21 protein-coding genes are annotated in these 24,476 nt (G+C 72.3%); 4 read left to right on the forward strand and 17 right to left on the reverse strand.

Annotation, left to right across the window (positions count from 1 at the left end; genetic code table 11):
• Positions 1–18: 18 nt before the first annotated feature.
• The 5 genes from whiA to uvrA are packed head-to-tail and all read right to left on the reverse strand — an operon-like array spanning position 19 to position 7,886.
• Positions 19–1,017, reverse strand: coding sequence for a DNA-binding protein WhiA (gene whiA / locus DEU31_RS09555; protein ID WP_010551491.1), 999 nt, complete (start codon positions 1,015–1,017; stop codon positions 19–21).
• Entirely contained in the window at positions 1,001–2,134 is a 1,134-nt protein-coding gene (gene yvcK / locus DEU31_RS09560) for a uridine diphosphate-N-acetylglucosamine-binding protein YvcK (protein WP_010551490.1), read from the reverse strand. Before yvcK ends, whiA begins: the two co-directional genes overlap by 17 nt.
• Positions 2,131–3,027 (reverse strand): RNase adapter RapZ, encoded by an 897-nt coding sequence (gene rapZ / locus DEU31_RS09565; protein ID WP_010551489.1) that lies wholly within the window; start codon positions 3,025–3,027, stop codon positions 2,131–2,133. Before rapZ ends, yvcK begins: the two co-directional genes overlap by 4 nt.
• A gap of 38 nt (positions 3,028–3,065) precedes the next feature.
• The gene (gene uvrC / locus DEU31_RS09570; RefSeq protein ID WP_010551488.1) at positions 3,066–5,006 is read right to left on the reverse strand and encodes an excinuclease ABC subunit UvrC; all 1,941 of its coding nucleotides are present in this window, start codon (positions 5,004–5,006) and stop codon (positions 3,066–3,068) included.
• A 12-nt stretch (positions 5,007–5,018) separates the two neighbouring features.
• Positions 5,019–7,886: an excinuclease ABC subunit UvrA gene (gene uvrA, locus DEU31_RS09575; RefSeq protein ID WP_010551487.1), complete on the reverse strand. Its 2,868-nt coding sequence runs from the start codon at positions 7,884–7,886 to the stop codon at positions 5,019–5,021.
• A gap of 72 nt (positions 7,887–7,958) precedes the next feature.
• Between uvrA and DEU31_RS09580 the strand changes: the two genes are divergently transcribed.
• Together DEU31_RS09580 and DEU31_RS09585 are read left to right on the forward strand one after the other, a co-directional pair.
• A complete protein-coding gene (locus DEU31_RS09580) occupies positions 7,959–8,636 on the forward strand; it encodes an MBL fold metallo-hydrolase (protein ID WP_010551486.1) in 678 nt (225 codons plus the stop codon).
• Positions 8,633–10,393, forward strand: a complete 1,761-nt coding sequence (locus tag DEU31_RS09585) for a bifunctional 3'-5' exonuclease/DNA polymerase (RefSeq protein ID WP_100199766.1) — start codon at positions 8,633–8,635, stop codon at positions 10,391–10,393. Before DEU31_RS09580 ends, DEU31_RS09585 begins: the two co-directional genes overlap by 4 nt.
• Here the strand turns inward: DEU31_RS09585 and DEU31_RS09590 are convergent.
• Both DEU31_RS09590 and DEU31_RS09595 read right to left on the reverse strand, forming a co-directional pair.
• A complete protein-coding gene (locus DEU31_RS09590) occupies positions 10,368–10,961 on the reverse strand; it encodes an AAA family ATPase (RefSeq protein ID WP_010551484.1) in 594 nt (197 codons plus the stop codon). The genes DEU31_RS09585 and DEU31_RS09590 overlap by 26 nt on opposite strands.
• 39 nt (positions 10,962–11,000) lie before the next feature.
• A complete protein-coding gene (locus DEU31_RS09595) occupies positions 11,001–11,702 on the reverse strand; it encodes a hypothetical protein (RefSeq protein ID WP_133676937.1) in 702 nt (233 codons plus the stop codon).
• Between the two features lie 152 nt (positions 11,703–11,854).
• Between DEU31_RS09595 and DEU31_RS09600 the strand changes: the two genes are divergently transcribed.
• Entirely contained in the window at positions 11,855–12,376 is a 522-nt protein-coding gene (locus DEU31_RS09600; protein ID WP_010551482.1) for a pyrimidine dimer DNA glycosylase/endonuclease V, read from the forward strand.
• A gap of 72 nt (positions 12,377–12,448) precedes the next feature.
• Here DEU31_RS09600 and DEU31_RS09605 read toward each other — a convergent pair whose 3' ends face one another.
• From DEU31_RS09605 to coaE, 3 genes are all read right to left on the reverse strand, one after another.
• The gene (locus tag DEU31_RS09605; RefSeq protein WP_010551481.1) at positions 12,449–12,964 is read right to left on the reverse strand and encodes an NUDIX domain-containing protein; all 516 of its coding nucleotides are present in this window, start codon (positions 12,962–12,964) and stop codon (positions 12,449–12,451) included.
• 4 nt (positions 12,965–12,968) lie between these two features.
• Positions 12,969–15,071, reverse strand: coding sequence for an excinuclease ABC subunit UvrB (gene uvrB / locus DEU31_RS09610; RefSeq protein WP_133676938.1), 2,103 nt, complete (start codon positions 15,069–15,071; stop codon positions 12,969–12,971).
• A 138-nt stretch (positions 15,072–15,209) separates the two neighbouring features.
• Entirely contained in the window at positions 15,210–15,857 is a 648-nt protein-coding gene (gene coaE, locus DEU31_RS09615; RefSeq protein WP_133676939.1) for a dephospho-CoA kinase, read from the reverse strand.
• Positions 15,858–15,931: 74 nt separating this feature from the next.
• On the opposite strand from coaE, the gene DEU31_RS09620 reads away from it, so the two are divergent.
• Positions 15,932–16,825 carry a trimeric intracellular cation channel family protein gene (locus DEU31_RS09620; protein WP_010550682.1) on the forward strand — a complete coding sequence of 298 codons (894 nt, stop codon included), beginning with the start codon at positions 15,932–15,934 and terminating at the stop codon, positions 16,823–16,825.
• 79 nt (positions 16,826–16,904) lie between these two features.
• Here DEU31_RS09620 and aroD read toward each other — a convergent pair whose 3' ends face one another.
• From aroD to rpsA, 7 genes are all read right to left on the reverse strand, one after another.
• On the reverse strand, positions 16,905–17,798 hold the full coding sequence (gene aroD / locus DEU31_RS09625; protein ID WP_133676940.1) for a type I 3-dehydroquinate dehydratase: 894 nt from the start codon (positions 17,796–17,798) through the stop codon (positions 16,905–16,907).
• A 25-nt stretch (positions 17,799–17,823) separates the two neighbouring features.
• Entirely contained in the window at positions 17,824–18,906 is a 1,083-nt protein-coding gene (gene aroB / locus DEU31_RS09630) for a 3-dehydroquinate synthase (protein WP_133676941.1), read from the reverse strand.
• Positions 18,903–19,445 (reverse strand): shikimate kinase, encoded by a 543-nt coding sequence (locus tag DEU31_RS09635; RefSeq protein WP_010550679.1) that lies wholly within the window; start codon positions 19,443–19,445, stop codon positions 18,903–18,905. The genes aroB and DEU31_RS09635 overlap by 4 nt, the downstream gene beginning before the upstream one ends.
• On the reverse strand, positions 19,442–20,695 hold the full coding sequence (gene aroC, locus DEU31_RS09640) for a chorismate synthase (protein ID WP_029360465.1): 1,254 nt from the start codon (positions 20,693–20,695) through the stop codon (positions 19,442–19,444). Before aroC ends, DEU31_RS09635 begins: the two co-directional genes overlap by 4 nt.
• A 120-nt stretch (positions 20,696–20,815) precedes the next feature.
• Positions 20,816–21,637, reverse strand: coding sequence for a hypothetical protein (locus DEU31_RS16810; protein ID WP_166649455.1), 822 nt, complete (start codon positions 21,635–21,637; stop codon positions 20,816–20,818).
• A 270-nt stretch (positions 21,638–21,907) separates the two neighbouring features.
• Entirely contained in the window at positions 21,908–22,738 is an 831-nt protein-coding gene (locus tag DEU31_RS09650; RefSeq protein ID WP_010550676.1) for an HAD-IIA family hydrolase, read from the reverse strand.
• 114 nt (positions 22,739–22,852) lie between these two features.
• Positions 22,853–24,337 carry a 30S ribosomal protein S1 gene (gene rpsA / locus DEU31_RS09655; RefSeq protein ID WP_010550675.1) on the reverse strand — a complete coding sequence of 495 codons (1,485 nt, stop codon included), beginning with the start codon at positions 24,335–24,337 and terminating at the stop codon, positions 22,853–22,855.
• Between the last annotated feature and the right edge of the window lie 139 nt (positions 24,338–24,476).

Here is a 24,476-nt window from a genome sequence, read left to right on the forward strand (position 1 = left end):
ACGACCGTGACGATCCTATCAACGACCGGCATCAGGGGACGAAGGAAGATGGTCCTCGTCCCCTCCGTGGTCGGTCCCGGGGATGCCGAGCTCCTCCGCGCGCTTGTCCGCGGTGGCGAGCAGGCGTCGGATCCGACCGGCCACGGCGTCCTTCGTGAGCGGCGGATCGGCGAGTCGGCCGAGCTCCTCGAGGCTCGCCTGGCGGTGCTCCAGACGGAGGCGACCGGCGGCCTGCAGGTGCTCGGGCACGTCCTCGCCGAGGATCTCCAGCGCGCGCTGGACGCGCTGGCCCGCGGCGACTGCGGCCCGCGCGGAGCGGCGCAGGTTCGCGTCGTCGAAGTTCGCGAGCCGGTGCGCGGTCGCCTTCACCTCGCGGGTGGTGCGGCGCTGCTCCCAGGTGCGCACCGTCTCGTGGGCGCCCATCCGGGACAGCAGGGCGGAGATCGCGTCGCCGTCACGCAGCACCACCCGGTCCGCGCCCCGCGCCTCCCGGGCCTTCGAGGCGACGCCGAGGCGCCGGGCCGCGCCGACCATCGCCAGCGCCACCTCGGGGCCGGGGCAGGACAGCTCCAGGGCCGAGGAGCGGCCCGGCTCGGTGAGGGTGCCGCGGGCGAGGAACGCCCCGCGCCACGCGGCCTCCGCGTCCACCAGGGCCCCGCCGACGACGAAGGGCGGCATACCGCGCACGGGACGGCCGCGCGCGTCTAGGAGCCCGGCCTGGCGGGCCAGCATCCCGCCCTCGCGCTCCACCCGCACCAGATAGCGGGTGGTGCGGCGGATCCCGGAGGGGGCCAGCACCGCGAGCTCGGCGCGGTGGCCGTACATGTCGGCGATGATGCCGTGCAGACGCCGCGCGACCGCCGCCGAGTCCAGCTCCGCCTCGACCACGACGCGCCCCGCGACCAGGTGCAGGCCCCCGGCGAAGCGCAGCATCGCAGCCGCCTCGGCCTTGCGGGCGGAGGGCCGGGTCACCTCGAGGTGGCTGAGCTCCTCCTTCGCGTCACCCGTCAGCGCCATGCGTGTCCTCCTCGGTGCGGGGGTCCGTGCCCCTCGTGGTGCGGTGGGGTCGCTTCCGGCGCGACGCGGAGCGGTCGTCGCCGCGCTCCACATCCCCGTAGGCGTCGTCGAACAGATCACGGTACGCGGCGGCCAGGCGCACCGGGTCGTGCCGCGGCGTCCCGTCGCCGACGCTGACCTGGCGCAGCAGGGTGCGCAGCCCTCTCTGCTGCGCCGCCTCGGCGAGCTCGAGGACGTCCTCCAGAGTGGTCGGGTCGGCGACGAGGGCGTCGAAGCGGCAGTCCCCCGCTCGGGCGAGCAGCACGTCCAGCATGTCCAGGCTCGTCATCCCCTCGGCCTCCTGCGCGCCGACGGAGAGGTTAGTGATGATCCCCTTCCGCGCCGGGCTCGCCGCGATCGCCTCGGCGATCTCGGGGATCATCAGATGCGGCAGCACCGAGGTGTACCAGGAGCCGGGGCCGAGGATGATCCAGTCCGCGCGTCCGATCGCCTCGAGCACGTCGACGGGGACGCGGGGCCGCGGCGGGATCAGGCGCACGTCCTCGACGCGGCCCTCCGCGGTCGCGACCTGGTACTGGCCCGAGACGGTGCGGGTGCTGCCGTCGGCGCCGACCACTCGCGCCTCGATGTCCAGCGGGTCCAGCGCCATCGGCAGCACGCGTCCGCGCGCGCCGAGCAGCTCGGCCATCTGGTCGAGGCCCTCGATGGGGTCCTCGAGGATCTGCCACAGCGCGACGATCATCAGGTTCCCGAGCGCGTGGCCGTCGAGCTCGCCGTCGGTGGCGAAGCGGTGCTGGATCACGTCGCCCCAGATGGAACCCCATTCGGAGTCCTCGCAGAGGGCCGCGAGCGCCATCCGGAGGTCCCCAGGGGGCAGCACGGGCATCTCGGTGCGGAGCCGGCCCGAGGAGCCGCCGTTGTCGGCGACGGTGACCACGGCGGTGATGTCGTCGGTGAGCAGGCGCAGGGCGCGGAGGTTCGCGGCGAGGCCGTGGCCGCCGCCGAGGGCGACCACGCGCACGGGCCGCTGCGGGGCGCCGCGACCGCCCCGCTGGGCGCTCGCGGAGCGGTCGGCGCCGCGGAGCCGGAGGCGCCGGCTGCGGGAGGCGATGCTCATTCCCGCCCCAGATCCCGGTGGCGGATCCGCACCGCGTGCCCGGCGGTGCGCAGCTCGTCGCCGATCCGCTCCGAGACCGCGACGGAGCGGTGCTTGCCGCCCGTGCAGCCGATCGCGAGGGTGGTGAAGTGCTTGTTCTCGGTGCTGTAGCCGCGCAGCACCGGGGTGATCATCTCGATGTACCGCTCGACGAACTCGGCGGCGTTCGCGTCGCCGAGCACGAACTCGGCGATCTCGGCATCGGTGCCCCGCTTGGGACGCAGCTCCGGCACCCAGTACGGGTTGGGGATGAAGCGCACGTCGCTGACGTGGTCGGCCTCCAGCGGGATCCCGTACTTGAAGCCGAAGGACAGCATCGTCACGGTCAGGCGCTGCTCCTCGCCGGTGCCGAACAGCGAGCGCATCTTCATCGTCAGCTCGTGCACGTTCAGCGGCGAGGTGTCGATGACGAGGTCGGCGGTGCGGCGGTAGCGGGCGAGCATCTCGCGCTCGCGGCGGATGCCCTCGAGCACGCCCTCCTCGCCCTGCAGCGGGTGAGGGCGACGCACCGAGTCGAAGCGCCGCACGAGGGTGGACTCGTCGGCCGTGAGGAAGAGCAGACGCAGGCGCAGATCGGCCTTGCGCAGCTCGTCGACGACCTCGCCGAGCTCGGTGAAGAAGGGGCCGGAGCGCGGGTCGACCACGACCGCGAAGCGGTTCTCGCGGCCGACGGCGGAGGCCTGCAGCTCGTAGAGCGTGCCGATCAGCTGCGGGGCGATGTTGTAGACCACGTACCAGCCCATGTCCTCCAGGGCGTGGGCGGCGGTCTCCCGTCCGGCCCCGGCGAGCCCGGTGATGATGACCACGTCGCCGCGGGTGTCCGTGGTCGGGCTCGGGATGGACTCCTCGGTCACGGGTGCTCCTTCCGGATCGGGGTGGACGGGCCTCGCGCTCAGCCCTCGAGGATCTCACCGGTCGCCATGTCGACGGTGACGCCGAGGGCGTCGTCCGCGCTGTCGGCGTCCGAGGCGGTTCCCTGCTCGGATGTTAGCGCGGCGGTGATCTGCGCGGCCAACGCGGGCCCGATCCCGTCGACCTCCGTGAGCTGTTCCTCGCTCGCCTCGCGGATCGCCGAGACCGTCACGAACCGGTCCAGCAGCGCGCGACGCCGGGCCGGGCCGAGGCCCGGGATGCCGTCCAGGGCGCTGGCCTGCATGGCCCGGCCCCGCTTGGAGCGGTGGTAGGTGATGGCGAAGCGGTGCGCCTCGTCGCGCAGGCGCTGCACCAGGAACAGAGCCTCGGAGGTGCGGGGCAGGATGACGGGGTACTCCTCGCCCGGCAGCCAGATCTCCTCGAGCCGCTTGGCGATCCCGGCCAGGGCGATGTCGGTGATGCCGAGCTCGTCGAAGGCGCGCTGGGCGGCGGCGACCTGGGGCGGGCCGCCGTCGACGAGGATCAGCGAGGGCGGGTACGCGAAGCGCTTGAAACGGCCGGTCTCCTCGTCCTCCGTCGGCTCGGGCGGGTCGAGGTGGTGCTTCAGCCGGCGTGTGATCACGTCGTGCATGGAGGCGGTGTCGTCGCGAGCGGCGGCGCCGTTGACCGAGTAGCGGCGGTACTCGCTCTTCTTCGGCAGGCCGTCCTCGAACACCACCTGCGAGCCGACGACGTTGGTGCCCTGGGAGTGGGAGATGTCGAAGCACTCGATCCGCAGCGGCGGCTCGGCGAGGTCGAGCGCCTCCCCCAGGTCCTCGAGCGCCTTGGTGCGCGCGGTGAGGTCGCCGGTGCGCTTGAGACGATGCAGGCGCAGCGCCTCGGTCGCGTTCTCGCCGACGGTGATCAGCAGGTCCTTCTTCTCGCCGCGCTGCGGGACGCGCAGGTCGACGGTGCGGCCCATCAGCTCGCGCACCTGGCCGAGGTTGGTGGGCAGGATCGGGACGAGCACCTCCTTCGGGGCGCTCCCCTCGGTGTACAGGGTGGTCAGGGCACGCTCGACGAGGTCCGGCGCGGTCGACTCGTCGAGGATCTCCGCGGTCCAGCCGCGCTGGCCGCGGATCCGCCCGCCGCGCACGTGGAAGACCTGCACGGAGGCCTCGAGCTCGTCCTGGGCGAGGCCGATCAGGTCGGCGTCGGTCGCGTCGGAGAGGACCACGGAGTTCTTCTCCATCACCTTCTCGAGCGCCTGGAGGTCGTCGCGGAGGCTCGCGGCGGTCTCGTAGTCCATCGCCGCGGCCGCGGCCCTCATCCGCTGCTCGATGCGACGGGTGTACTTCGAGGTGTTCCCGGCCATGAAGTCCGCGAACTGCTCGGCGAGCCGGCGGTGCTCGTCCTCGCTGATCTCGCCCGTGCAGGGTGCGGAGCACTTGCCGATGAAGCCGAGCAGGCAGGGCCGGCCGGACCGCTCGGCCCGCCGGTACACCCCGGCGGTGCAGGAGCGGATCGGGAAGACCCGCAGCATCAGGTCGAGGGTCTCGCGGATCGCGCCGACCTGCGGGTAGGGCCCGAAGGTGCGGTCACCCTTGGCGCGCGGCCGACGGGTGATGTGCACCCGCGGCACCTTCTCCCCCATCGTGATCACGAGATAGGGATAGGACTTGTCGTCGCGGAACTTGACGTTGAACCGCGGATCGAACTCCTTGATCCACGTGTACTCGAGGGTGAGCGCCTCGACCTCGGTGCCCACCACGGTCCACTCGACGCTCGCGGCGGTGGTGACCATGCGCCGGGTGCGCTCGTGCAGGACGGCGAGGTCCTGGAAGTAGTTCACCAGGCGCTGACGGAGGTTCTTCGCCTTGCCGACGTAGATGACGCGGCCGTGCTCGTCCCGGAACCGATAGACCCCCGGCCTCGTGGGGATCGTGCCGGTCGCGGGGCGGTAGGTCGCCGGATCAGCCATGGCTGCGCCTGCTCAGCGGGCCGCGGCCGCGCCCGCTCGTCCGCCCTCGAGCATCGGGGCGAGGAAGCGACCGGTGTAGGAGCCCTCGACCTTCGCCACCTTCTCCGGGGTGCCGGTGGCGACGATCCTCCCGCCGCCGGCGCCGCCCTCGGGGCCGAGGTCGATCACGTGGTCGGCGGTCTTGATGACGTCGAGGTTGTGCTCGATGACGATCACGGAGTTGCCCTTGTCGACGAGGCCCTGCAGCACCTCGAGGAGCTTGCGCACGTCCTCGAAGTGGAGGCCTGTCGTCGGCTCGTCGAGCACGTAGATCGTGCGGCCGTTGGAGCGCTTGTGCAGCTCGGAGGAGAGCTTCACGCGCTGCGCCTCGCCGCCCGAGAGGGTGGTCGCGGACTGGCCGAGCTTCACGTAGCCGAGGCCCACGTCGACCAGGGTCTGCATCTGGCGGCGGATCGCGGGGACGGCGTCGAAGAACTCGAGCGCCTCGGCGATGGACATGCCCAGCACCTCGGCGACGTTCTTGTCCTTGAACTTCACCTCGAGCGTCTCGCGGTTGTAGCGCTGGCCCTTGCAGACCTCGCACTGCACGTACACGTCGGGCAGGAAGTTCATCTCGATCTTCAGCGTGCCGTCGCCGGAGCATGCCTCGCAGCGCCCGCCCTTGACGTTGAAGGAGAAGCGCCCAGCCGTGTAGCCGCGGATCTTCGCCTCGTTGGTCTGGGCGAACAGGGTGCGCACTCGGTCCCACACCCCGGTGTAGGTGGCGGGGTTCGAGCGCGGGGTGCGGCCGATCGGCGACTGGTCCACGTGCACGACCTTGTCGAGGTGCTCGAGGCCGGTGACGCGCTTGTGCCGCCCGGGCACGACGCGGGAGCGGTTGAGCTCCTTGGCCAGGACCGAGTACAGGATGTCGTTGACCAGGGAGGACTTGCCCGAGCCGGAGACGCCGGTGACGGCGGTGAGCACGCCGAGCGGGAAGGAGACGTCCTGCCCGGTGAGGTTGTTCGCGCGCGGCGCGACCACCTTCAGCATCCGCTCCTTGTCCACGGGGCGGCGCACCGCGGGCACGGGGATCTCCAGCTCTCCGGAGAGATAGCGGCCGGTGAGGGAGTCGGGGTTCTGCTTCAGGCCCTCGACGGGGCCGGAGTGGACCACCTTCCCGCCGTGCTCGCCGGCGAGCGGGCCGATGTCCACGACCCAGTCGGCCGAGTTGAGCGTGTCCTCGTCGTGCTCGACGACGATGAGGGTGTTGCCGAGGTCGCGCAGGCGCTCGAGGGTCGCGATGAGGCGCTCGTTGTCGCGCTGGTGCAGGCCGATGGAGGGCTCGTCGAGGACGTAGAGCACGCCCACGAGTCCCGAGCCGATCTGGGTGGCCAGGCGGATGCGCTGCGCCTCGCCGCCGGAGAGGGTGCCGGCCGCGCGGGCGAGGGAGAGGTAGTCCAGGCCCACGTCGAGCAGGAAGCCCAGGCGGGAGCGGATCTCCCGCAGCACCTCGTCGGCGATCGCGGCCTCCCGCACCCCGAGCTCGAGGCCCTGGTGGAAGGCGAGCGCGTCGCCGATCGACATCTCGCAGACCTCGGCGATGGACTTCCCGCCGACGGTCACGGCGAGCACCTCGGGGCGCAGGCGCGCGCCCTGGCACGCGGGGCAGGGCACCTCGCGCATGAACTGCTCGTAGCGCTCCTTGGCCCAGTCGGACTCGGTGTCGCTGTGGCGACGCTCGAGGAAGTGCATGACGCCCTCGAAGCCCGTGGAGTAGGTGCGCTCGCGGCCGAAGCGGTTGCGGTACTTCACGTGGACCTTGAAGTCCTTGCCGTGCAGCAGCGCCTCCTTCGCGCGCTCAGGCAGCGCGCGCCAGGGGGTGTCCATCGAGAAGGCGAGCTCCTCGGCGAGGCCGGACATGACCTCCTGGTGGTGGTCGGAGGAGCCCATGGTCCACGGGGCGATCGCTCCGTCCGCGAGGGAGAGGTCCTCGTCGGGGATCACGAGCTCGGGATCGACCTCGAGCCGCTGGCCCAGACCCGTGCACTCTGGGCAGGCGCCGTAGGGGGCGTTGAAGGAGAAGGTGCGCGGCTCGATGTCGTCGATCGCGAGGGGGTGGTCGTTGGGGCAGGCGCGCTTCTCGGAGAAGCGGCGAGTGCGCTGCGGGTCCTCCGCGTCGAGATCCACGTAGTCGACAAGCAGGATCCCCTCGGCCAGCCGCAGCGCGGTCTCGACCGAGTCGGTGAGGCGACGGCGCGCGTCGGGCTTCGCCGCGAGGCGGTCGACGACCACCTCGATGGTGTGCTTGTAGCGCTTGTCGAGGCTGATCTCCTCGTCCAGGCGGCGGTTGTCCCCGTCGATGCGCGCGCGGGCGTAGCCCTGGGAGCGCAGGGAGCTGAGCAGGTCCTGGTGCTCCCCCTTGCGCCCCTGCACCACGGGTGCCAGCAGCTGGAAGCGGGTGCCGGCCTCCTCCTCGAGGAGGGTGTCCACGATCTGCTCGGCCGAGGAGGAGGTGACCAGCTCGCCGCAGACGGGGCAGTGCTGCTCGCCGGTGCGGGAGAACAGCAGGCGCAGGTAGTCGTAGATCTCGGTGATCGTGCCGACGGTGGAGCGCGGGTTGCGGTTGGTGGACTTCTGATCGATCGAGACCGCCGGGGAGAGCCCCTCGATGAGGTCGACGCTGGGCTTGTCCATCTGCCCGAGGAACTGCCTCGCATAGCTGGAGAGCGACTCGACGTAGCGCCGCTGCCCCTCGGCGAAGATGGTGTCGAAGGCCAGGGAGCTCTTGCCGGAGCCCGACAGGCCGGAGAACACCACCAGCTTGTCGCGGGGGATGTCGATGTCGATGTTCTTGAGGTTGTGCTCGCGCGCACCACGGACGACCAGGGAATCAGTCACCCCGGCATTCTAGGGGCGCACACCAACCTTCGAACAGTTGTTCGGGGGAGATAAGGACGACATACTGTCCCCATGGCTGATCACGAGTACACCGGACATGTCGAGCCGGGCGGCGAGCCCGCCGTGCGAGACCTCGAGCACCTGCAGATCCGCAAGCTGTCCGTCGGGACGATGGACAACAACGCCTACCTGCTGACCTGTCGGTCGACCGGCGCCCAGCTGCTGATCGACGCGGCGGCGGAGCCGGACGCCCTGCGCCGGATGATCGCGTCGGGCGCCGAGCACAACTGGCTGGACGTCATCCTCACCACCCACAGCCACCACGACCACGTGGGCGCGCTGGCGGAGATGATCGCGGCGACCGGCGCCCGCACCGCCGCCGGGGCGGAGGACGCGAAGGAGATCGCGGAGAAGATCGACCTCCCCCTCGCCCACGGCGACGTGATCGAGTTCGGCGAGCAGCGGGTGGAGATCATCCACCTGCGCGGCCACACCCCCGGCTCCGTCGCGGTGCTGTGGCGCGGCGGCGAGGAGGGCGACCACCTCTTCACCGGCGACTCCCTCTTCCCCGGCGGGGTGGGCAACACCGACCGGGACCCGCAGCGCTTCGCGCAGCTGATCGACGACGTCGAGCAGCGGATCTTCGACCGGCTGGACGATGCGACCTGGGTGTACCCGGGCCACGGCGACGACACCACGCTCGGGGCCGAGCGGGCCTCCCTGCCGGCCTGGCGCGAGCGGGGCTGGTGACCTCTCCCCCGCCGGGCACCGCCGCGCCCGTCCCGGCGAGGTGCGTGCTCGGTCGCGGGGCGGGCGGAGCGGTCGTGCTGCGCGAGCTCGCGGCCGACGGCTCCGTCCTCGAGGAGCGGACCCGTGCCGTCCAGGAGCTTCCCTCCCTCGTCGCCGAGCTCGAGGCCGCGCACCGGCCGCGCTGGGTCTGGAGCGACGCCGCCGCCTGGTACCCGCGTCTGCTCGCGGCCGGGGTGACCCTCGAGCGCTGCCACGACCTGCGCCTGGTGCACCGGATCCTGCGCCATTCCGACCTGGTGACGGAGCCCGGTCCTCTGCGCGAGGCGACGGGATGGGACACCCCGCTCGAGCCGGAGGAGCCGCGACGCGACCTCGGCGCGACCCTCTTCGACCTCGATGCCCGGCCGTCTGCCGCCCACGGCGTGCCCGACGGGATCGAGGAGACCTGTGCGGAGCTCGAGCGACAGCTCTCGGCGATCGCGGGCGCCGAGGACCCGACGCGGCTGCGCCTGCTGCTGGCGGCGGAGTCCGCCGGCGCGCTGATCGCGGCCGAGCTGCAGACGGCGGGCATCCCCTGGGACGTGGCCGAGCACGACCGGATCCTCACCGAGGCCCTGGGGCCGCGCCCCTCCCCCGGGACGCTCCCCGCGCAGATGGTGCAGGTCGCCGCCGAGGTGCGCACCGCGCTCGGGGACCCGACCGTGTCGCTGGACTCGCCGCCGAAGCTGCTGCGCGCCCTGCACCGCGCCGGCATCGACGTCTCCTCCACCTCCCAGTGGGAGCTGCAGGAGCACGAGCATCCGGCGATCGAGCCCCTGCTGCGGTACAAGAAGATGTCCCGCCTGCTGACCGCCAACGGCTGGGCATGGATGGACGAGTGGGTGAGCGAGGGACGGTACCGGCCCGTCTACGTGCCAGGCGGAGTGGTCACCGGGCGCTGGGCCTCCAGCGGCGGCGGGGCGTTGCAGATCCCGCGCCGGCTGCGGCCCGCACTGCGCGCCGATCCTGGCTGGCGGCTGGTCAGCGCCGACGTCTCCCAGCTCGAGCCGCGAGTGCTCGCGGCGATGTCGCACGACGGGGAGATGATCGCGGCAGGGGCCGGGAAGGACCTCTATTCCGGCATCGTCGAGGCGGGCGTGGTCGCGAGCCGGCAGGAGGCGAAGATCGGGGTGCTCGGCGCCCTGTACGGCGGGACGACCGGGGACAGCGGGCGCGTCGTGCCCCGGCTTCGCCGCACCTTCCCCGAGGCGATGGCGCTCGTGGACGGCGCGGCTGCGACCGGGGAGCGCGGCGGGACGGTCACGACCTGGCTCGGCCGCTCCTCCCCCGCTCCCGAGCCCGGCTGGGTGCAGGCGCAGCGCTCGGCGAACGGCCCCGAGGCGGCCAGCGGCGAGCAGGAGCGGGCCCGTCGCTCGGCCCGCGACCGCGGCCGGTTCACCCGCAACTTCGTGGTGCAGGGCACCGCGGCGGAATGGGCGCTGTCCTGGATGGCGGCGCTACGCCTTCGGCTCGCGCAGCTCCCGGAGGTCGCCCCCGACGAGCGGGCCGACGCCTCGGGACCGGTGTTCTCCCGCCGCGCGCATCTGGCGTTCTTCCTTCACGACGAGGTGATCGTCCACGCCCCGGCCGACCAGGCGGAGGCCGCGGCCGCCGCGATCCGCGAGAGCGCCGACGCCGCCGGGCGGCTGCTCTTTCCCGGCAGCCCGATCGACTTCCCGCTGGACCTGACGATCACGGAGCGCTCCGCGGAGAAGTGAACTCCTCAGGAGCGGACGGCGCCGGGCCCCCACGCTCTCCGGGGCCGGTGCGGAGCATCGAGAGGTCCCCGAGGACCCGCGCGACCATCTGGTCCTCGTCGAGCGCCTCGGCGAGGACCTGCTCCCCGGGGACGCCGAGCACGTCGTGGGGCCGGTACCAGGACGCGACCTCTTCAGGGGCCACATGCCCCGCGATCGGCTTGCCGGCGTGGCGCCGCAGGGTCTCCGGCAGGCTCACGTCGAGGTAGTACACCAGGGTCGGACCAGGGGCATCACGCAGCATCCGCGCGAACATGCCGTGGTACCGCTCGGCGCCGAAGATACCCTCGAGGAGCGTGATGCGCCCGATCCCGAGGCAGTGCCGGACCATCGACTCGAGCAGGCCGATCGTGTCGCCCTGGCCGCTGTCTTGCTCCCACAGCAGCTCTCGGCGCACATGGTCCTGCCCGATCACCGCGACCTCGCCGCGCGGAAGGGCGCGCTGGACCCGGCGAGCGACCGTCGACTTCCCGGAGGCGGAGTTGCCGCGCAGGACGACGAACGGCGGCGCGCTGCGGGGAGTCGTCATCACTCGATCCTGGCAGACCTCCGCTGTTCTCCGCGGGCACTACGCGCCGGGATCCTCCGGGGCCAGTGCGGAGAGCGCCTCGAGCAGCGAGTCCATGCGGCCGGCGCCGAGGAGCGGGCTGAGCGGCTGGGAGAACCACTGCTCCCAGACCTCGTCGAGCTGGGCGGCAGTGGGCGCGGCGCCGGTGCCCAGCAGTTCTGCGATCGCCTCCGCCTCCGGGGCGTACTCGTCCTCGGGCACACCATCCCTGCCCGGGGCGAGGGCCATCGGGTCTTCGCGGGTCAGGAGCGCGAGGACCTGCTCCTGCGTCGACGTGCCGCCGGGCTCGGCGGTGCGTTCGTCGAAGAGGGCCGAGGCCAGGGTCACCGCACCGGTGGCGAGTCCGAGCCAGAGCCGAGGTGCGGGCACGCCGCGGCGCCGCAGGAAGTTCTCCGCCCCGCCGTCCAGGCGCAGGCCCGCGACGCCCGCCCCGACCATCAGGCCGCCGAGGGCGAGCGAGATCGCGGTCTCGGGGACCGTCGGCGGCCGCAGGCCGTGAGCACTCGGGTCGTCGTCGGCCGACGGGTCCGGGCGCCCCTGCTGCGCCAGGAGGCTGACGCCGGTGGTAAGCACCGCGGGAAGCGCGACGTAGCCGGCGCGCACGGGGCGCGGGAGACGGTGCACGGGGATCATCCCGAGGCCCGACGCGGCGGCGGTGCCGACGGCCAATGACAGGATCCGGGAGCGCTGGGACTGGGGCACGGGGTCCTCCTTCTCTCGCGGCGGGACGGGTCGCGCACCGCGGGGCGTGGCGTGCTCATGACGCTATCGGGAGAGCCTGAGCGTGACCGACGACGATCGTCGGTGCGCGGCGCGACCTTCGCCTGCCTCGGCGGATGAGGGAGGATGGCCCGATGCGCCTGTGGTCCCTGCACCCCCGTCACCTCGACCGCCAGGGCCTCACGGGCTGCTGGCGGGAGACGCTGCTGGCCCAGGCGGTGCTGGCCGGGCGCACCCGCGGGTACCGGTCGCATCCTCAGCTCGAGCGCTTCCGCGCGCAGGCCGATCCACTCGACTCGATCGGGGAGTATCTCGAAGTGCTCGCCGAGGAGGCGGCGACGCGCGGGTACCGCTTCGACCGCTCCCGCATCGACCGTCGGCCCGCCCGGTCGGTCAAGGACGGAGCAGCCAGCGGAGAGGCGGCCCACGGCGCCTCTGCCGGCGCGGTCGTCAGCAGGGTCGAGGTGCCGAGGATCCCGGTCACCAGCGGGCAGCTCGACCTCGAGTGGCGGCATCTGCTCCACAAGCTCGAGGAGCGCAGTCCGGAGCGCTGGGAGCGCGCGAACTCGCTCGCGGGGCCGACGGCGCATCCGCTGTTCGAGGTGGTCCCCGGGCCGGTCGAGAGCTGGGAGCGCGCCGAGGATCCGCAGCGCTGACGAGGCGGCGCCCCGCCTGGGCCCGCCGCTGCGACATGTCGACCCCGTCGCGCGCAGCTGGAGGGGTGAGGCTCAGTCCGGTCCCGGTGTCCCGTCGTCGGCCCGGTCGGTGCAGCCCTCGATCGCGAGTCGGAGCCAGCGCGAGACGGGGTCCCCGGCCGGCACGTCGGCGAGGTCGGTGCGCAGCCAGCGGACCTCGCGCAGCTCGAGGGAGGTGCGCGCCTCGACCCCGTCGGCGCTGCCCGACAGGAGCGTGAGGGTGTCGCGCTTGCCCTCGGTCCTCGCCTCGAGGGTCCTCAGCTCCGCGAGATCGTCCCGGATGCGGAGGCCGAGCTCCTCGCGCACCTCGCGGCGCGCCGCGTCGGAGGGGGTCTCCCGGGTAGGCCGGTAGCGTCCGCCGGGCAGCGCCCACCGGTCCTGGTCCACGTAGGAGTGGCGCACGGCGAGGATCAGCTCGGGCTGCTCCGGATGGCGCAGCAGCACCTTCACGCCGAAGGTGCGCGGCCGGCGCAGCCGCCACCAGATCCGGCGCAGCCGGTGCCCGGCGGTCAGGATCGCGCCCAGCGCCCGACCGCGCCTCGTCGTCATCGGCTCAGGAGCGCTGGACGGCGCGGAGCTCCTTCTTCAGCTCCTGCACCTCGTCGCGCAGCCGGGCCGCGACCTCGAAGTTCAGCGACTCCGCGGCCTGGTGCATCTGCGCGGTCATCTCGTCGATCATGCCGGTCAGCGCGCCGACGGGATCATCGCCGAGGTCGATCTGGCGACCCTGCATCGAGTCGACGGCGTTCGCGCGCGCCCGGTCCTGGGCCACCTTCTCCTTCCCGGAGCGGTAGTCGGTGGCCAGGAGGGTGTCGGTGTCGATGTCCTCACGAGCCAGCATGTCCGTGACGTCCGCGATCCGCTTGCGCAGCGGGGTCGGGTCGATGCCGTGCTCGGTGTTGTACGCGATCTGCTTCTCGCGGCGACGGTTGGTCTCGTCGATCGCGTCCTGCATCGAGTCGGTGATCGTGTCCGCGTACATGTGCACCTGGCCGGAGACGTTGCGGGCCGCACGGCCGATCGTCTGGATCAGCGAGGTGCGGGAGCGGAGGAAGCCCTCCTTGTCCGCGTCCAGGATCGCGACCAGGGACACCTCGGGCAGGTCCAGGCCCTCGCGCAGCAGGTTGATGCCGACCAGCACGTCGTACTCGCCCTTGCGCAGGGAGCGCAGCAGCTCGATGCGGCGCAGGGTGTCCACGTCGGAGTGGAGGTACTGGACCCGCACCCCGTTCTCGAGCAGGAAGTCGGTGAGGTCCTCGGCCATGCGCTTGGTCAGCGTGGTGACGAGCACGCGCTCGTCCCGCTTGACGCGCTTGTCGATCTCCTCGCGCAGATCGTCGATCTGTCCCTTGACGGGCTTGACGATCACCTCGGGATCCACCAGGCCCGTCGGCCGGATGATCTGCTCGACCACGCCGTGGGCGCGGTTCAGCTCGTACTCGGCGGGGGTGGCGGAGAGGTAGACGGTCTGACCGGTGCGCTCGGTGAACTCGGAGAACGTCAGCGGCCGGTTGTCCAGCGCCGAGGGGAGGCGGAAGCCGAAGTCGACCAGGGTGCGCTTGCGGGAGCGGTCCCCCTCGTACATCGCGCCGATCTGCGGGACGGTCACATGGGACTCGTCGATGACCAGCAGGAAGTCCTCGGGGAAGTAGTCCATGAGGGTGTTCGGGGCGGTGCCCGGCGCGCGGCCGTCGAGATGGCGGGAGTAGTTCTCGACCCCGTTGGTCGAGCCCATCTGCCGCAGCATCTCGAGGTCGTGGGTGGTGCGCATGCGCAGGCGCTGCGCCTCGAGCAGCTTGTTCTGCCCCTCGAGCTCCTCGAGCCGCTCGGCGAGCTCCTCCTCGATCGTGCCGATCGCGCGGGAGAGCCGCTCGGGACCGGCGACGTAGTGGGAGGCGGGGAAGATGTGGATGTGGTCCTCCTGCCGGATGACCTCGCCGGTCATCGGATGGAGGGTGTAGAGCGCATCGATCTCGTCGCCGAAGAACTCGATGCGGATCGCGAGCTCCTCGTACATCGGGATGATCTCGACCGTGTCCCCGCGCACCCGGAAGGTGCCGCGCTCGAAGGCGATGTCGTTGCGGTCGTACTGCATGTCCACGAAGCGGGTCAGCAGCTCGTCGCGGTCCAGCTGGTCGCCGACGCTCAGCTGCACCATCCGGTCCACGTACTCCTGCGGGGTGCCCAGGCCGTAGATGCAGGAGACGGAGGAGACCACGACCACGTCCCGACGGGTCAGCAGCGAGTTGGTGGCGCTGTGCCGCAGCCGCTCCACCTCGGCGTTGATCGAGGAGTCCTTCTCGATGTAGGTGTCCGACTGCGGGACGTACGCCTCGGGCTGGTAGTAGTCGTAGTAGGAGACGAAGTACTCCACCGCGTTGTGCGGCAGCAGCTCCCGGAACTCGCTGGCGAGCTGCGCGGCGAGGGTCTTGTTGTGCGCCATGACCAGGGTGGGACGCTGCACCTGCTCGATCAGCCAGGCCGTCGTCGCGGACTTGCCGGTGCCGGTCGCGCCGAGCAGGACCACGTCCTGCTCGCCGTCGTTGATCCTCTTGGTGAGCTCCTTGATCGCCTGCGGCTGATCGCCCGAGGGCGAGTACTCGGAGACGACCTCGAAGGGGTGCTCGGCGCGGACCAGATCGGTGACGGGACGCATGAGGACGAGCCTACGACCCGGGGCCGACGGACGACACGGTGCGGGGCCTCTGTCCGCTCAGGGCCGACGGCCCCGCGGTGCCGGGTGGGGCAGCGCACAGGCGACGCCCTGCGCCGGGTCGGCCGGGGTCCGACGCGATCAGGTGCGGAGGTCGTGCTCCTCGAGGACCGCCTCGAGGGCACGGCCGGAGCGCGCGAGCAGAGCGGGTCGATCGGCCGTGTTCAGCACCAGGCGGTCCGCACGGCGGATCCGTTCGAGATCGGTGACCTGCGCCGCCATGACCGACTCGACATAGCCGCGGTCCCTGCCCCGGTCCCGGACCACCCGCTCGATGCGGTCCTCTCGCCGGGCGAGCACCGCGACGACCGCGTCGTAGTCGGACTCGCTGTGCTTCTCCAGCAGCAGCGGGCTGTCGTGGACGATGACTCGCTCCCCCGACACGGCCGCCTCGGCCTCCTCCTCCGCGACCGCCCGGTCCACGCGGGAGAGCACGATCTGCTCGAGGTCCGCGCGGGCCGCGGCATCGGCGAAGACGATCCGGGCCATGGCGGCGCGGTCGATCGTGCCGGCCGGGTTCCGCACTCCCTCGCCGAAGCGGACGATCGCCTCCTCGACCCCGTCGCCGGGAACGTCCAGGACGGCCCGGGAGTGGGCATCCAGATCGATCACGCGCAGGCCGCGCTCCCGCCAGAGCGCGGCGACGGTCGACTTGCCAGCGCCGATGCCGCCGGTGAGGCCGATCCGCAGGGGGCGGTCAGGACGAGGGGGAGGAACGCTGCCGGGCATGCTCCGATGGTAGGGCGGGTCGGCCGGGTCACGGACCCGTTCACGCTCCTGCCTGCGCGGACTACGGTGCTGGGGTGGACCCTCTTGAGCTGCTCGTGACCAACGACTTCCTCCGCGTGCTGGACCTCGTGGGTGTGTTCGTGATGGGCGTGGCGGCCGGAGCCATCGCCTCCCGCCTGAACTTCGACGCCGTCGGCTTCGCGGTGATCGGCATCGTCGCCGGTCTCGGCGGCGGCCTCGTGCGCGATCTGATCCTCGACTACGGCACCCCGGCGGCCTTCGACGGGCCCTGGTATCTCGCCTGCGCCCTCGGCGGAGCCATGTTCACCTTCGTCATCCATGCGGACGGCCCCTGGTGGCGCCGCCTGGTGACGGTGCTGGACATCGCGGCGATGGGGCTGTGGGCCGCGACCGGCACGGCGAAGTCCGTCGGCTACGGCCTGGACATGCTGCCGGCGATCCTGCTCGGGGTCACCAGCGCGGTGGGCGGCGGCGTGATCCGCGACGTGCTGGTGGGCAGGATCCCCCAGGTCTTCGGGGGCGGCCCGCTGTACGCGACCGGCGCGCTCGTCACCGCGGTGCTGACCTGGCTGGTGCTCGCTCTCGGGCTCCCCTCCCCGATGGTGCTGGTCGCGGTCGCCGTCGGCGCGCTGCTCGCCGGGGTCGCGGCGTGGCGTCGCTGGTCGCTGCCCGCCCATCGGGAGTGGCAGGTGACGATGTCCGCGACCCAGCTGAAGCAGCTGGTGCGCCGCACCCGCAAGGACGAGCGGGAGCGGGTCGCGCAGGAGACCGGGGCGATCCCCGCCGTCGACGTCGACCACGACGACCTCGCCGAGGACGCCACGGCCGAGGACCTCGACGCGAGCGACTACGAGGAACGGATCTTCCCGGATCCGGCGGAGCTGCCCGGCACCGCCGAGAACGAGCGGCGCGAGGAGCAGGACCCCGGGACCGCCTCGCCGCGCTGAGGCGGCTGTGCTGCCGGACGTCGGCGCGCCGGCCCCTCCGCGGTCCGGCCGGAGCGCCGAGGCGCCGGCCCGGGCCGGGTCAGGGCCGCAGGAGCTCGATCATCCGGGCGACGTCGTCCGCGCCGAGCTGGCCGGGCGCGGACCCCTCCCCTGCGGTCGCGAAGGTCGCGGAGCTGCCGAACGCCTCGGCGGCCACGCGGCTGCTCGCCCCGAGGGTGCCCATGGAGATCGCGATGTGCGGCCCTGTCTGCTCCTCGGCGACGGTGAGGCTCGCCGAGAGCAGGGTGAGCACGTCGCGGGAGGTGCGCGGGGTGACGGCGACCTTCGGGATGTCCGCGCCGAGGCGTCGCTGCTCGCGCAGGATCCCCGCGATCGTCTCCTCGTCGGGCGTGCCCTCCGTGTCGTGGAAGGAGCCGACCACGGCGATGCCGTGACGACGGGCGGAGTCGATGACCGAGGCGACCACCGCGGAGTCGTGCGAGGTCTCGATGTCGACGAGGTCGACGGCGGACTGCGTCCCCACCCGGCGACCCGTGATCAGCGCCTCCAGCAGCGAGACGAGCGCGCGGGGGCCGTAGGGCCTCTGTCCGCCCTCGGCGGTGGTGCGGAAGGTGACCAGCAGGGCGCGGTCGGCGCCGAGGGCGGCGCGCAGCGGGCCGAGCGCGGCGAGGACCGCCTCGCGGTGGTGCTCGGCGTCCTCGAGGTCGGGACGGAAACGGTCCAGGCGCCACTCGACCACGCGGGCCGGGGTCGCGGTCGCCGCCTCGGCCTGCGTGAGCAGGGCGTCGAGGTCGTCGCCCACCAGCGGCACGATGATCTCGGGGCGTCCGCGGCCGAACTCGACGCCGCGCACGGTCGCGGTGCGGCGGCGCACATCGACCATCCCCTCCTGCACGGCGGGGCGGGGCCGGTCCGCGGTGCCGGGCCGGTCCGCGGGGTCGTCCTGCGCGGCGGTGCCGGGATGCTCGGTCATGCTGCTCCTCCTTGCTCGGGCGTGCTCAGTCGTCGGTGATCGCGGCGTAGGCGCTCAGCAGGAGCGCGGGGTCGGGCCCCTCGATCCGGGAGACCGAGCCGATCCGGTCCAGGACCACGAAGCGCAGCAGGCCGGCGCGGGTCTTCTTGTCCCGCTTCATCGCGTCCTCGAGCTTCGGCCACTGACGGTCGCGGTAGGTGACGGGCAGGCCGAGCGAGGTGAGGATGCTCCGGTGGCGGTCCACCTCGGCCTCGGAGAGCTTGCCGGAGAGGTGGGACAGCTCGGCGACGAACATCATCCCGATGCTCACGGCGGCACCGTGGCGCCACTGGTAGCGCTCGTTGCGCTCGATCGCGTGGGCGAGGGTGTGGCCGTAGTTGAGGATCTCCCGCTCCCCGCTCTCGCGCAGGTCCGCGGAGACCACGCGGGCCTTGACCCGGATGGCCCGCTCGATCACCTCGCGGAAGGCGTCGGTGGAGACGTCGAGCACCGCGGCGGGGTCCTGCTCGACGATGTCGAGGATCGCGGTGTCCTCGATGAAGCCGGCCTTGACCGCCTCGGCGAGTCCGGCGGCGACGTCGTTGTGACCGAGCCCTCCCAGCACGTCGAGGTCGGCGACCACGGCGATCGGCGGGTGGAAGGCGCCGACGAGGTTCTTCCCCTCGGCCGTGTTGATGCCGGTCTTGCCGCCCACGGCCGCATCGACCATCGCGGCGACGGTGGTGGGGACCTGGAGCACGTCGACGCCGCGCAGCCAGGAGGCCGCGACGAAGCCGGCGAGATCCGTCGCCGCGCCGCCGCCGAGCCCGATCACGAGGTCCTGGCGGCCGATCTCGGCCTGGCCGCACACGCCCCACAGGAACCCGGCGACCTGCGCGGTCTTGGCCTCCTCGCCGTCGGGGACCTCGGCGACGAAGGACTGCCGCCCCGTCTCCTCGATGCCGGCGCGGACCTGCTCGGCGACGTCGCGCAGGCTCGGCTGGTGCACGATCACCACTCGCCGGGCGCGCTCGGGCACCAGGGCGGGGATCTGCTCGAGCAGGCCCCGTCCCACGTGCACGTCGTAGCCGCCGGTGGGCGTGGTGACGGGGATGACGGTGGTGCTCATTCGGTCTCCTCCTGGGGGCGCGCGGGCCTCTGAAGCTGCAGGGCGTCGATGATGGCGAGGGCCACCCGGTCCGGGCTGCCGAGGGCGGCGTCGATGCGATGGGTCGCCAGTCCACGATAGGTCTCCGCCCGGGCGGCGGCGAGCTCGCGCCAACGGGCCATGGGGTCCTCGCCGGACAGCATCGGGCGGCCGACGCCGTGGGCGAGCCGGCGCGCGACCGTCTCCTCGTCGATCTCGAGCAGCACCACGGGCAGGTCGCGCAGCGTCGAGGCGGCGCCGGCGTGCATCGGGGCGCCGCCGCCGAGGGAGAGCACGCCCCGCTGGTGCGCGACGGCGCGGACGAGCGAGCGGGCCTCCCGTTCCCGGAAGGCGGGCTCCCCCTCGTCCGCGAAGATGTCCGGGATCGTGCGTCCGGCCTCCTGGACGATGAGCGCGTCGAGATCGGCGAAGGGGACGCCGAGGCGTGCGGCCAGGGCGCGTCCCACGCTGGTCTTCCCGGCGGCCATCGGACCGATCAGGACGGCCACGGGACCGGTCACGAGGCGGAGTCCTCCCCGCGGCGGGCGAGCCCGGCCTGGAGGTCGAGCGTGCCCTCGAGGTGGGCGCGGATCTCGTCGATGCTGTCCCCGCCGGCCTTCTCCAGCAGCGCGTCGGCCAGGGTCAGGGCGACCACGGCCTCGGCGATCACGGCGGCCGGCGCGACCGCGCAGGTGTCGGAGCGCTGATGGTTGGCGGTGGTCTGCTCGCCGGTGGAGACGTCGACAGTGCGCAGCGCGCGGGGGACGGTGGAGATCGGCTTGAGCGCCCCGCGCACGCGCAGCACCTCGCCGTTGGTCATCCCGCCCTCGAGGCCGCCGGCGCGGTTGGTGGCGCGGGGGAAGGCGGAGCGCTCGCCGCGCGGGGAGGGCGCGACGAGGATCTCGTCGTGGGCGACGGAGCCACGGCGGGCGGCGGTGGCGAAGCCGTCGCCGATCTCGACGCCCTTCATGGCCTGGATCGACATGACGGCCTGGGCGAGGCGCGCATCGAGCTTGCGATCCCACTGGGTGTGGGAGCCGAGGCCGACGGGAAGACCGTAGGCGAGGACCTCGACGACGCCGCCGAGGGTGTCGCCGTCGGACTTCGCGGCGTCGACCTCGTCGACCATCGCGGCGGAGGTGCCCTCGTGGAAGCAGCGCAGCGGATCGGCGTCGAGCTGCTCGAGGTGGTCGGGGGTGGGCAGCGGTGCGTCCTCGGGCACGGACACGGAGCCGACGGAGAGGGTGTGGGAGACCAGCCGGATGCCGGCGGCCTGCTCGAGCAGCGCCGCGGCGACGCGGCCGGCGACGACGCGGGCCGCGGTCTCGCGGGCGCTGGCGCGCTCGAGCACGGGCCGGGCCTCGTCGAAGCCGTACTTCAGCATCCCGGAGAGGTCGGCGTGGCCGGGGCGGGGGCGCGAGAGGGGGCGGTTGCGGGCGATCTCGCGCTCGTCGCCGGTGCCGGCGTCGATCAGCAGGTCCTCGCGCGGGACGGGGTCCGCGCTCATGACCTTCTCCCACTTCGGCCATTCGGAGTTCGCGATCTCGATCGCGAGCGGGGAGCCGAGGGTGAGGCCGTGGCGGAGCCCGCCGTGGATAGTCAGCACGTCCTGCTCGAACTTCTGGCGGCTGCCGCGGCCGTGGCCGAGGCGGCGGCGCGCGAGCGCGTCCTTCAGATCGTCACTGGTCAGCTCGATCCCGGCGGGGACGCCGTCGAGCAGGGAGAGGAGGGAGGGGCCGTGGGATTCCCCGGCGGTGAGCCAGCGCAGCATGTCGTCGATCATCTCATGAGCGGGACGACGTCCGGGCGGGCGTCCGCGCTGTGCGGACGCCCGCCCGGGGTGCTCAGGGGTGCCCCGCGGGCGGCTGACCGGCGGGGAGCGGAGCGGGGATCAGGGGCCGTCGATGCTGATCATCATCGCCGGCGCCTCGCCGTCGGTGGGGATCGGCAGCAGGGTCACCCCGACGGTGCGGCCGGAGCCGTCCTCCACGGCGGTGCCACGCACCGGGGTGGTCGAGGTGAGATCCACCTCCCCCTCGACGGAGGTGACCGTGAGGTCCTCGCGGCCGAAGCCGTCGAGCACGAAGTTCGCGCGCTCCACGGCGACGTCCCGCGAGAGCGTGGTGGACTGTTCCTGCTCCTCTCCCCAGACGGGGTAGGCGCCGGTGCCGTTCAGCCCGTCGTTGAGCGTCGCGGCGGCCTCCTCGGGCAGCGGGGCGTCCTTGCTGAAGTAGAGCCAGTAGTCGGCCTCGGCGACGCCGGCCGGCGCCATGTAGCCGTAGTAGGTCTCCTGCTCGCCGCTCCAGCCGGTCACGGTGCAGCGGGTGACCGCGCCGGGCTGGTCGAGGGCGAGGCCGTCGGTGCAGGTGGCCTCGTCGCTCAGGCTCGGGTCCGCGGCGTAGCCGTACAGCTGCGAGGCGACGTCCTCCGCCGTGATCGTGCTCCGGTCGACGCGGGGGAACTCCTGGGAGCCCGTGGTGAAGACGTCGCTCGGGGCGGCGGTCTCCTCCTCGGCGGTGCCGTCCTCCCCCGCGGCGTCCGCCTGCGAGCTCGTCCGCTCGGCGGGTGCGGCGACCGCGGCGGGCGCGCCCTGGGCGGGCGGCGCGGCGGTGGTCGCGACCGCCTGCGAGAATCCTCCGATGCCGAGCCCCACGAGCAGCGGGGCGCCGAGGCCGAGCGCGGCGAGGGTCCTGACCTGGTGCCGACGAGTCATCGTCGTCTCCTTCCGAGTGCGTCGGGAGAGCATCTGTCCCCCGCGGGCCCTCCGGACGGTCGGGTCGTGGACTCCTCCACCACCCCTGGGTCTTTGCCGTTCCTTGACCCTCCGGCGAGCTGGTCGTGACCTTTCCAGCTCGATCGCCCGGGGTCAAGGGCGACTCGCCGACCCCGCACGACGGCATCACCGGATCTTCACAGGTCGGGTCCTCACGGGCCGGACCGCGGCGGTCGGCCCGGTCCGGGCACCGATGCCGGCCCCGTGATGTCAGTCCTCGTCGAGCTCGACGGCCTCGTGCGGGGTCAGCCGCTCGACGAAGGGGACGACGTCCGCGATGCCGTCCAGCACCGCGGTGGGGCGGAAGGGGAACTGCGCGATCTCGTCGACGTCGGTGGAGCCGGTGAGGACGAGGATCGAGCGCATGCCCGCCTCGAGCCCCGACTTCACGTCCGTGTCCATCCGGTCCCCGATCATCACCGAGGTCTCCGAGTGGCCTCCGATGCGGTTCAGGGCGGTGCGCATCATCAGCGGGTTCGGCTTGCCGACGTAGTACGGATGGATCCCGGTCGCGGCCGTGATCATCGCGGCGACGGAGCCGGTCGCCGGCAGCGGGCCCTCGGCGCTGGGCCCGGTGACGTCGGGGTTCGTGGCGATGAACTTCGCGCCGCCCTTGATCAGCCGGATGGCGCGGGCGATGGACTCGAAGGAGTAGGTTCGGGTCTCCCCGAGCACCACGAACTCGACGTCGCTGTCGGCCAGGATGAAGCCCTCGTCGTGGATGGCGGTGGTGAGCCCGGCCTCGCCGATCACGTAGGCGGAGGCGCCGGGCTGCTGCTCGGCGAGGAAGCGGGCGGTGGCCAGGGCGCTGGTCCAGATCGACTCCTCGGGGAGGTCGATGCCGCTGCGGGCCAGGCGCGCCCGGAGATCGCGCGGGGTGAAGATCGAGTTGTTGGTCAGCACCAGGAAGGGCCGCCCGTACTGCTGCAGTGCCGCGATGAACTCGGGGGCGCCGGGCAGCGCGGACTCCTCGTGGACGAGCACGCCGTCCATGTCCGTGAGCCAGGTGTGGATCGGGTGGGACTCGAGAGAAGTGGTCATGACCCTAGTGTGCCCTGCCGTGATGCTCCCGGATCGGGGACGCCCGAAGGTCGGGAACGGGGACGGCCCGACCCCCGCGAGTCGCGGGGACCGGGCCGTTCGGTGATCCGAGGATCAGTTGCCGGTGAGCTTGGCGCGCAGCGCGGCCAGGGCCTCGTCGGAGGCGAGGGTGCCCTCGTCCGAGGAGCTCGACTGGTAGGAGGACTGCGCGACGGGCGCGGACTCGGAGGAGGAGGAGGTCGACGCGGCGGCCGGAGCGTTCGCGGACTCCTCGTCGGCGCGGATCGCCTCGGCGACCTGGGCCTTGTGGGCGGTCCAGCGCTCGTAGGCGGCCGCGTACTGGGCCTCCCACTCCTCGCGCTGGGCGTCGTAGCCCTCGAGCCACTCGTTGGTCTCCGGGTCGAAGCCCTCGGGGTACTTGTACTCGCCGTTGGCGTCGTACTCCGCGGCCATGCCGTAGAGCGCGGGATCGAAGGTGGTGTCGTCGCCCTCGGGGTCCACGCCCTCGTTCGCCTGCTTGAGGGAGAGGGAGATCCGGCGACGCTCGAGATCGATGTCGATGACCTTGACGAAGACGTCCTGGTCGACGGTGACGACCTGCTCGGGCAGATCCACGTGGCGCTGGGCCAGCTCGGAGATGTGCACGAGGCCCTCGATGCCGTCCTCGACGCGGACGAACGCGCCGAAGGGGACGAGCTTGGTGACCTTGCCGGGCACGACCTCGCCGATGGCGTGGGTGCGGGCGAAGAGCTGCCAGGGGTCCTCCTGGGTCGCCTTCAGCGACAGCGAGACGCGCTCGCGGTCCATGTCGACGTCCAGGACCTCGACCTTGACCTTCTGGCCCACCTCGACGACCTCGGAGGGGTGGTCGATGTGCTTCCAGGACAGCTCGGAGACGTGCACCAGGCCGTCGACGCCGCCGAGGTCGACGAACGCGCCGAAGTTGACGATCGAGGACACGGCGCCCTCGCGGACCTGGCCCTTCTGGAGGGTCTGCAGGAAGTCGGAGCGGACCGCGGACTGGGTCTCCTCCAGGTAGGCGCGGCGGGACAGGACCACGTTGTTGCGGTTCTTGTCCAGCTCGATGATCTTCGCCTCGATCTCCTGGCCGACGTAGGGCTGCAGGTCGCGGACGCGGCGCATCTCCACGAGGGAGGCCGGGAGGAAGCCGCGCAGGCCGATGTCGACGATGAGGCCGCCCTTGACGACCTCGATGACGCGACCGGTGACGACGCCCTCGTCCTCCTTGATCTGCTCGATCGAGCCCCAGGCGCGCTCGTACTGGGCGCGCTTCTTGGACAGGATCAGGCGACCCTCCTTGTCCTCCTTCTGGAGGACGAGGGCCTCGATCTCGTCGCCGACCTCGACCTCGTCGGCCGGGTCGACGTCGTGCTTGATGGACAGCTCGCGCGAGGGGATGACGCCCTCGGTCTTGTAGCCGATGTCCAGGAGGACCTCGTCGTGATCGACCTTCACCACGGTGCCTTCGACGATGTCGCCATCGTTGAAGTACTTGATGGTGGCATCGATGGCGGCCATGAGCTCGTCGGCGTCACCGATGTCGTTGATGGCGATCTGGGGGGTCGTGGTGTCGGTCATGTAGGTAAGGACTCCGTCGGGACAGGAAATGAGTAGGGTCGGGGGACGTGCTCCGCCCGTCGGCGGGACCAGGGGTCCGGACCGGGAGGGCGGTTCGCTCGTGCACCGGGGTGCACAAGCCTTCGACAGCCTACCAGCG

It is taken from the genome of Brachybacterium sp. AG952, from assembly GCF_004362645.1.
In the GTDB taxonomy this organism is placed as follows: Bacteria; Actinomycetota; Actinomycetes; order Actinomycetales; family Dermabacteraceae; genus Brachybacterium; species Brachybacterium conglomeratum.

Excerpts from the sequence above, each read along its gene's own strand:
- aroB (WP_133676941.1), bottom strand. The coding sequence starts at position 18,906 with ATGAGCACCACCGTCATCCCCGTCACCACGCCCACCGGCGGCTACGAC.
- rpsA (WP_010550675.1), bottom strand. The coding sequence starts at position 24,337 with ATGACCGACACCACGACCCCCCAGATCGCCATCAACGACATCGGTGAC.
- DEU31_RS09600 (WP_010551482.1), top strand. The coding sequence starts at position 11,855 with ATGCGCCTGTGGTCCCTGCACCCCCGTCACCTCGACCGCCAGGGCCTC.
- aroC (WP_029360465.1), bottom strand. The coding sequence starts at position 20,695 with ATGCTGCGCTGGCTCACCGCCGGGGAATCCCACGGCCCCTCCCTCCTC.
- coaE (WP_133676939.1), bottom strand. The coding sequence starts at position 15,857 with ATGCCCGGCAGCGTTCCTCCCCCTCGTCCTGACCGCCCCCTGCGGATC.
- DEU31_RS16810 (WP_166649455.1), bottom strand. The coding sequence starts at position 21,637 with ATGACTCGTCGGCACCAGGTCAGGACCCTCGCCGCGCTCGGCCTCGGC.
- aroD (WP_133676940.1), bottom strand. The coding sequence starts at position 17,798 with ATGACCGAGCATCCCGGCACCGCCGCGCAGGACGACCCCGCGGACCGG.
- DEU31_RS09650 (WP_010550676.1), bottom strand. The coding sequence starts at position 22,738 with ATGACCACTTCTCTCGAGTCCCACCCGATCCACACCTGGCTCACGGAC.
- whiA (WP_010551491.1), bottom strand. The coding sequence starts at position 1,017 with ATGGCGCTGACGGGTGACGCGAAGGAGGAGCTCAGCCACCTCGAGGTG.
- DEU31_RS09580 (WP_010551486.1), top strand. The coding sequence starts at position 7,959 with ATGGCTGATCACGAGTACACCGGACATGTCGAGCCGGGCGGCGAGCCC.
- yvcK (WP_010551490.1), bottom strand. The coding sequence starts at position 2,134 with ATGAGCATCGCCTCCCGCAGCCGGCGCCTCCGGCTCCGCGGCGCCGAC.
- uvrB (WP_133676938.1), bottom strand. The coding sequence starts at position 15,071 with ATGCGTCCCGTCACCGATCTGGTCCGCGCCGAGCACCCCTTCGAGGTC.
- DEU31_RS09605 (WP_010551481.1), bottom strand. The coding sequence starts at position 12,964 with ATGACGACGAGGCGCGGTCGGGCGCTGGGCGCGATCCTGACCGCCGGG.
- uvrC (WP_010551488.1), bottom strand. The coding sequence starts at position 5,006 with ATGGCTGATCCGGCGACCTACCGCCCCGCGACCGGCACGATCCCCACG.
- DEU31_RS09590 (WP_010551484.1), bottom strand. The coding sequence starts at position 10,961 with ATGACGACTCCCCGCAGCGCGCCGCCGTTCGTCGTCCTGCGCGGCAAC.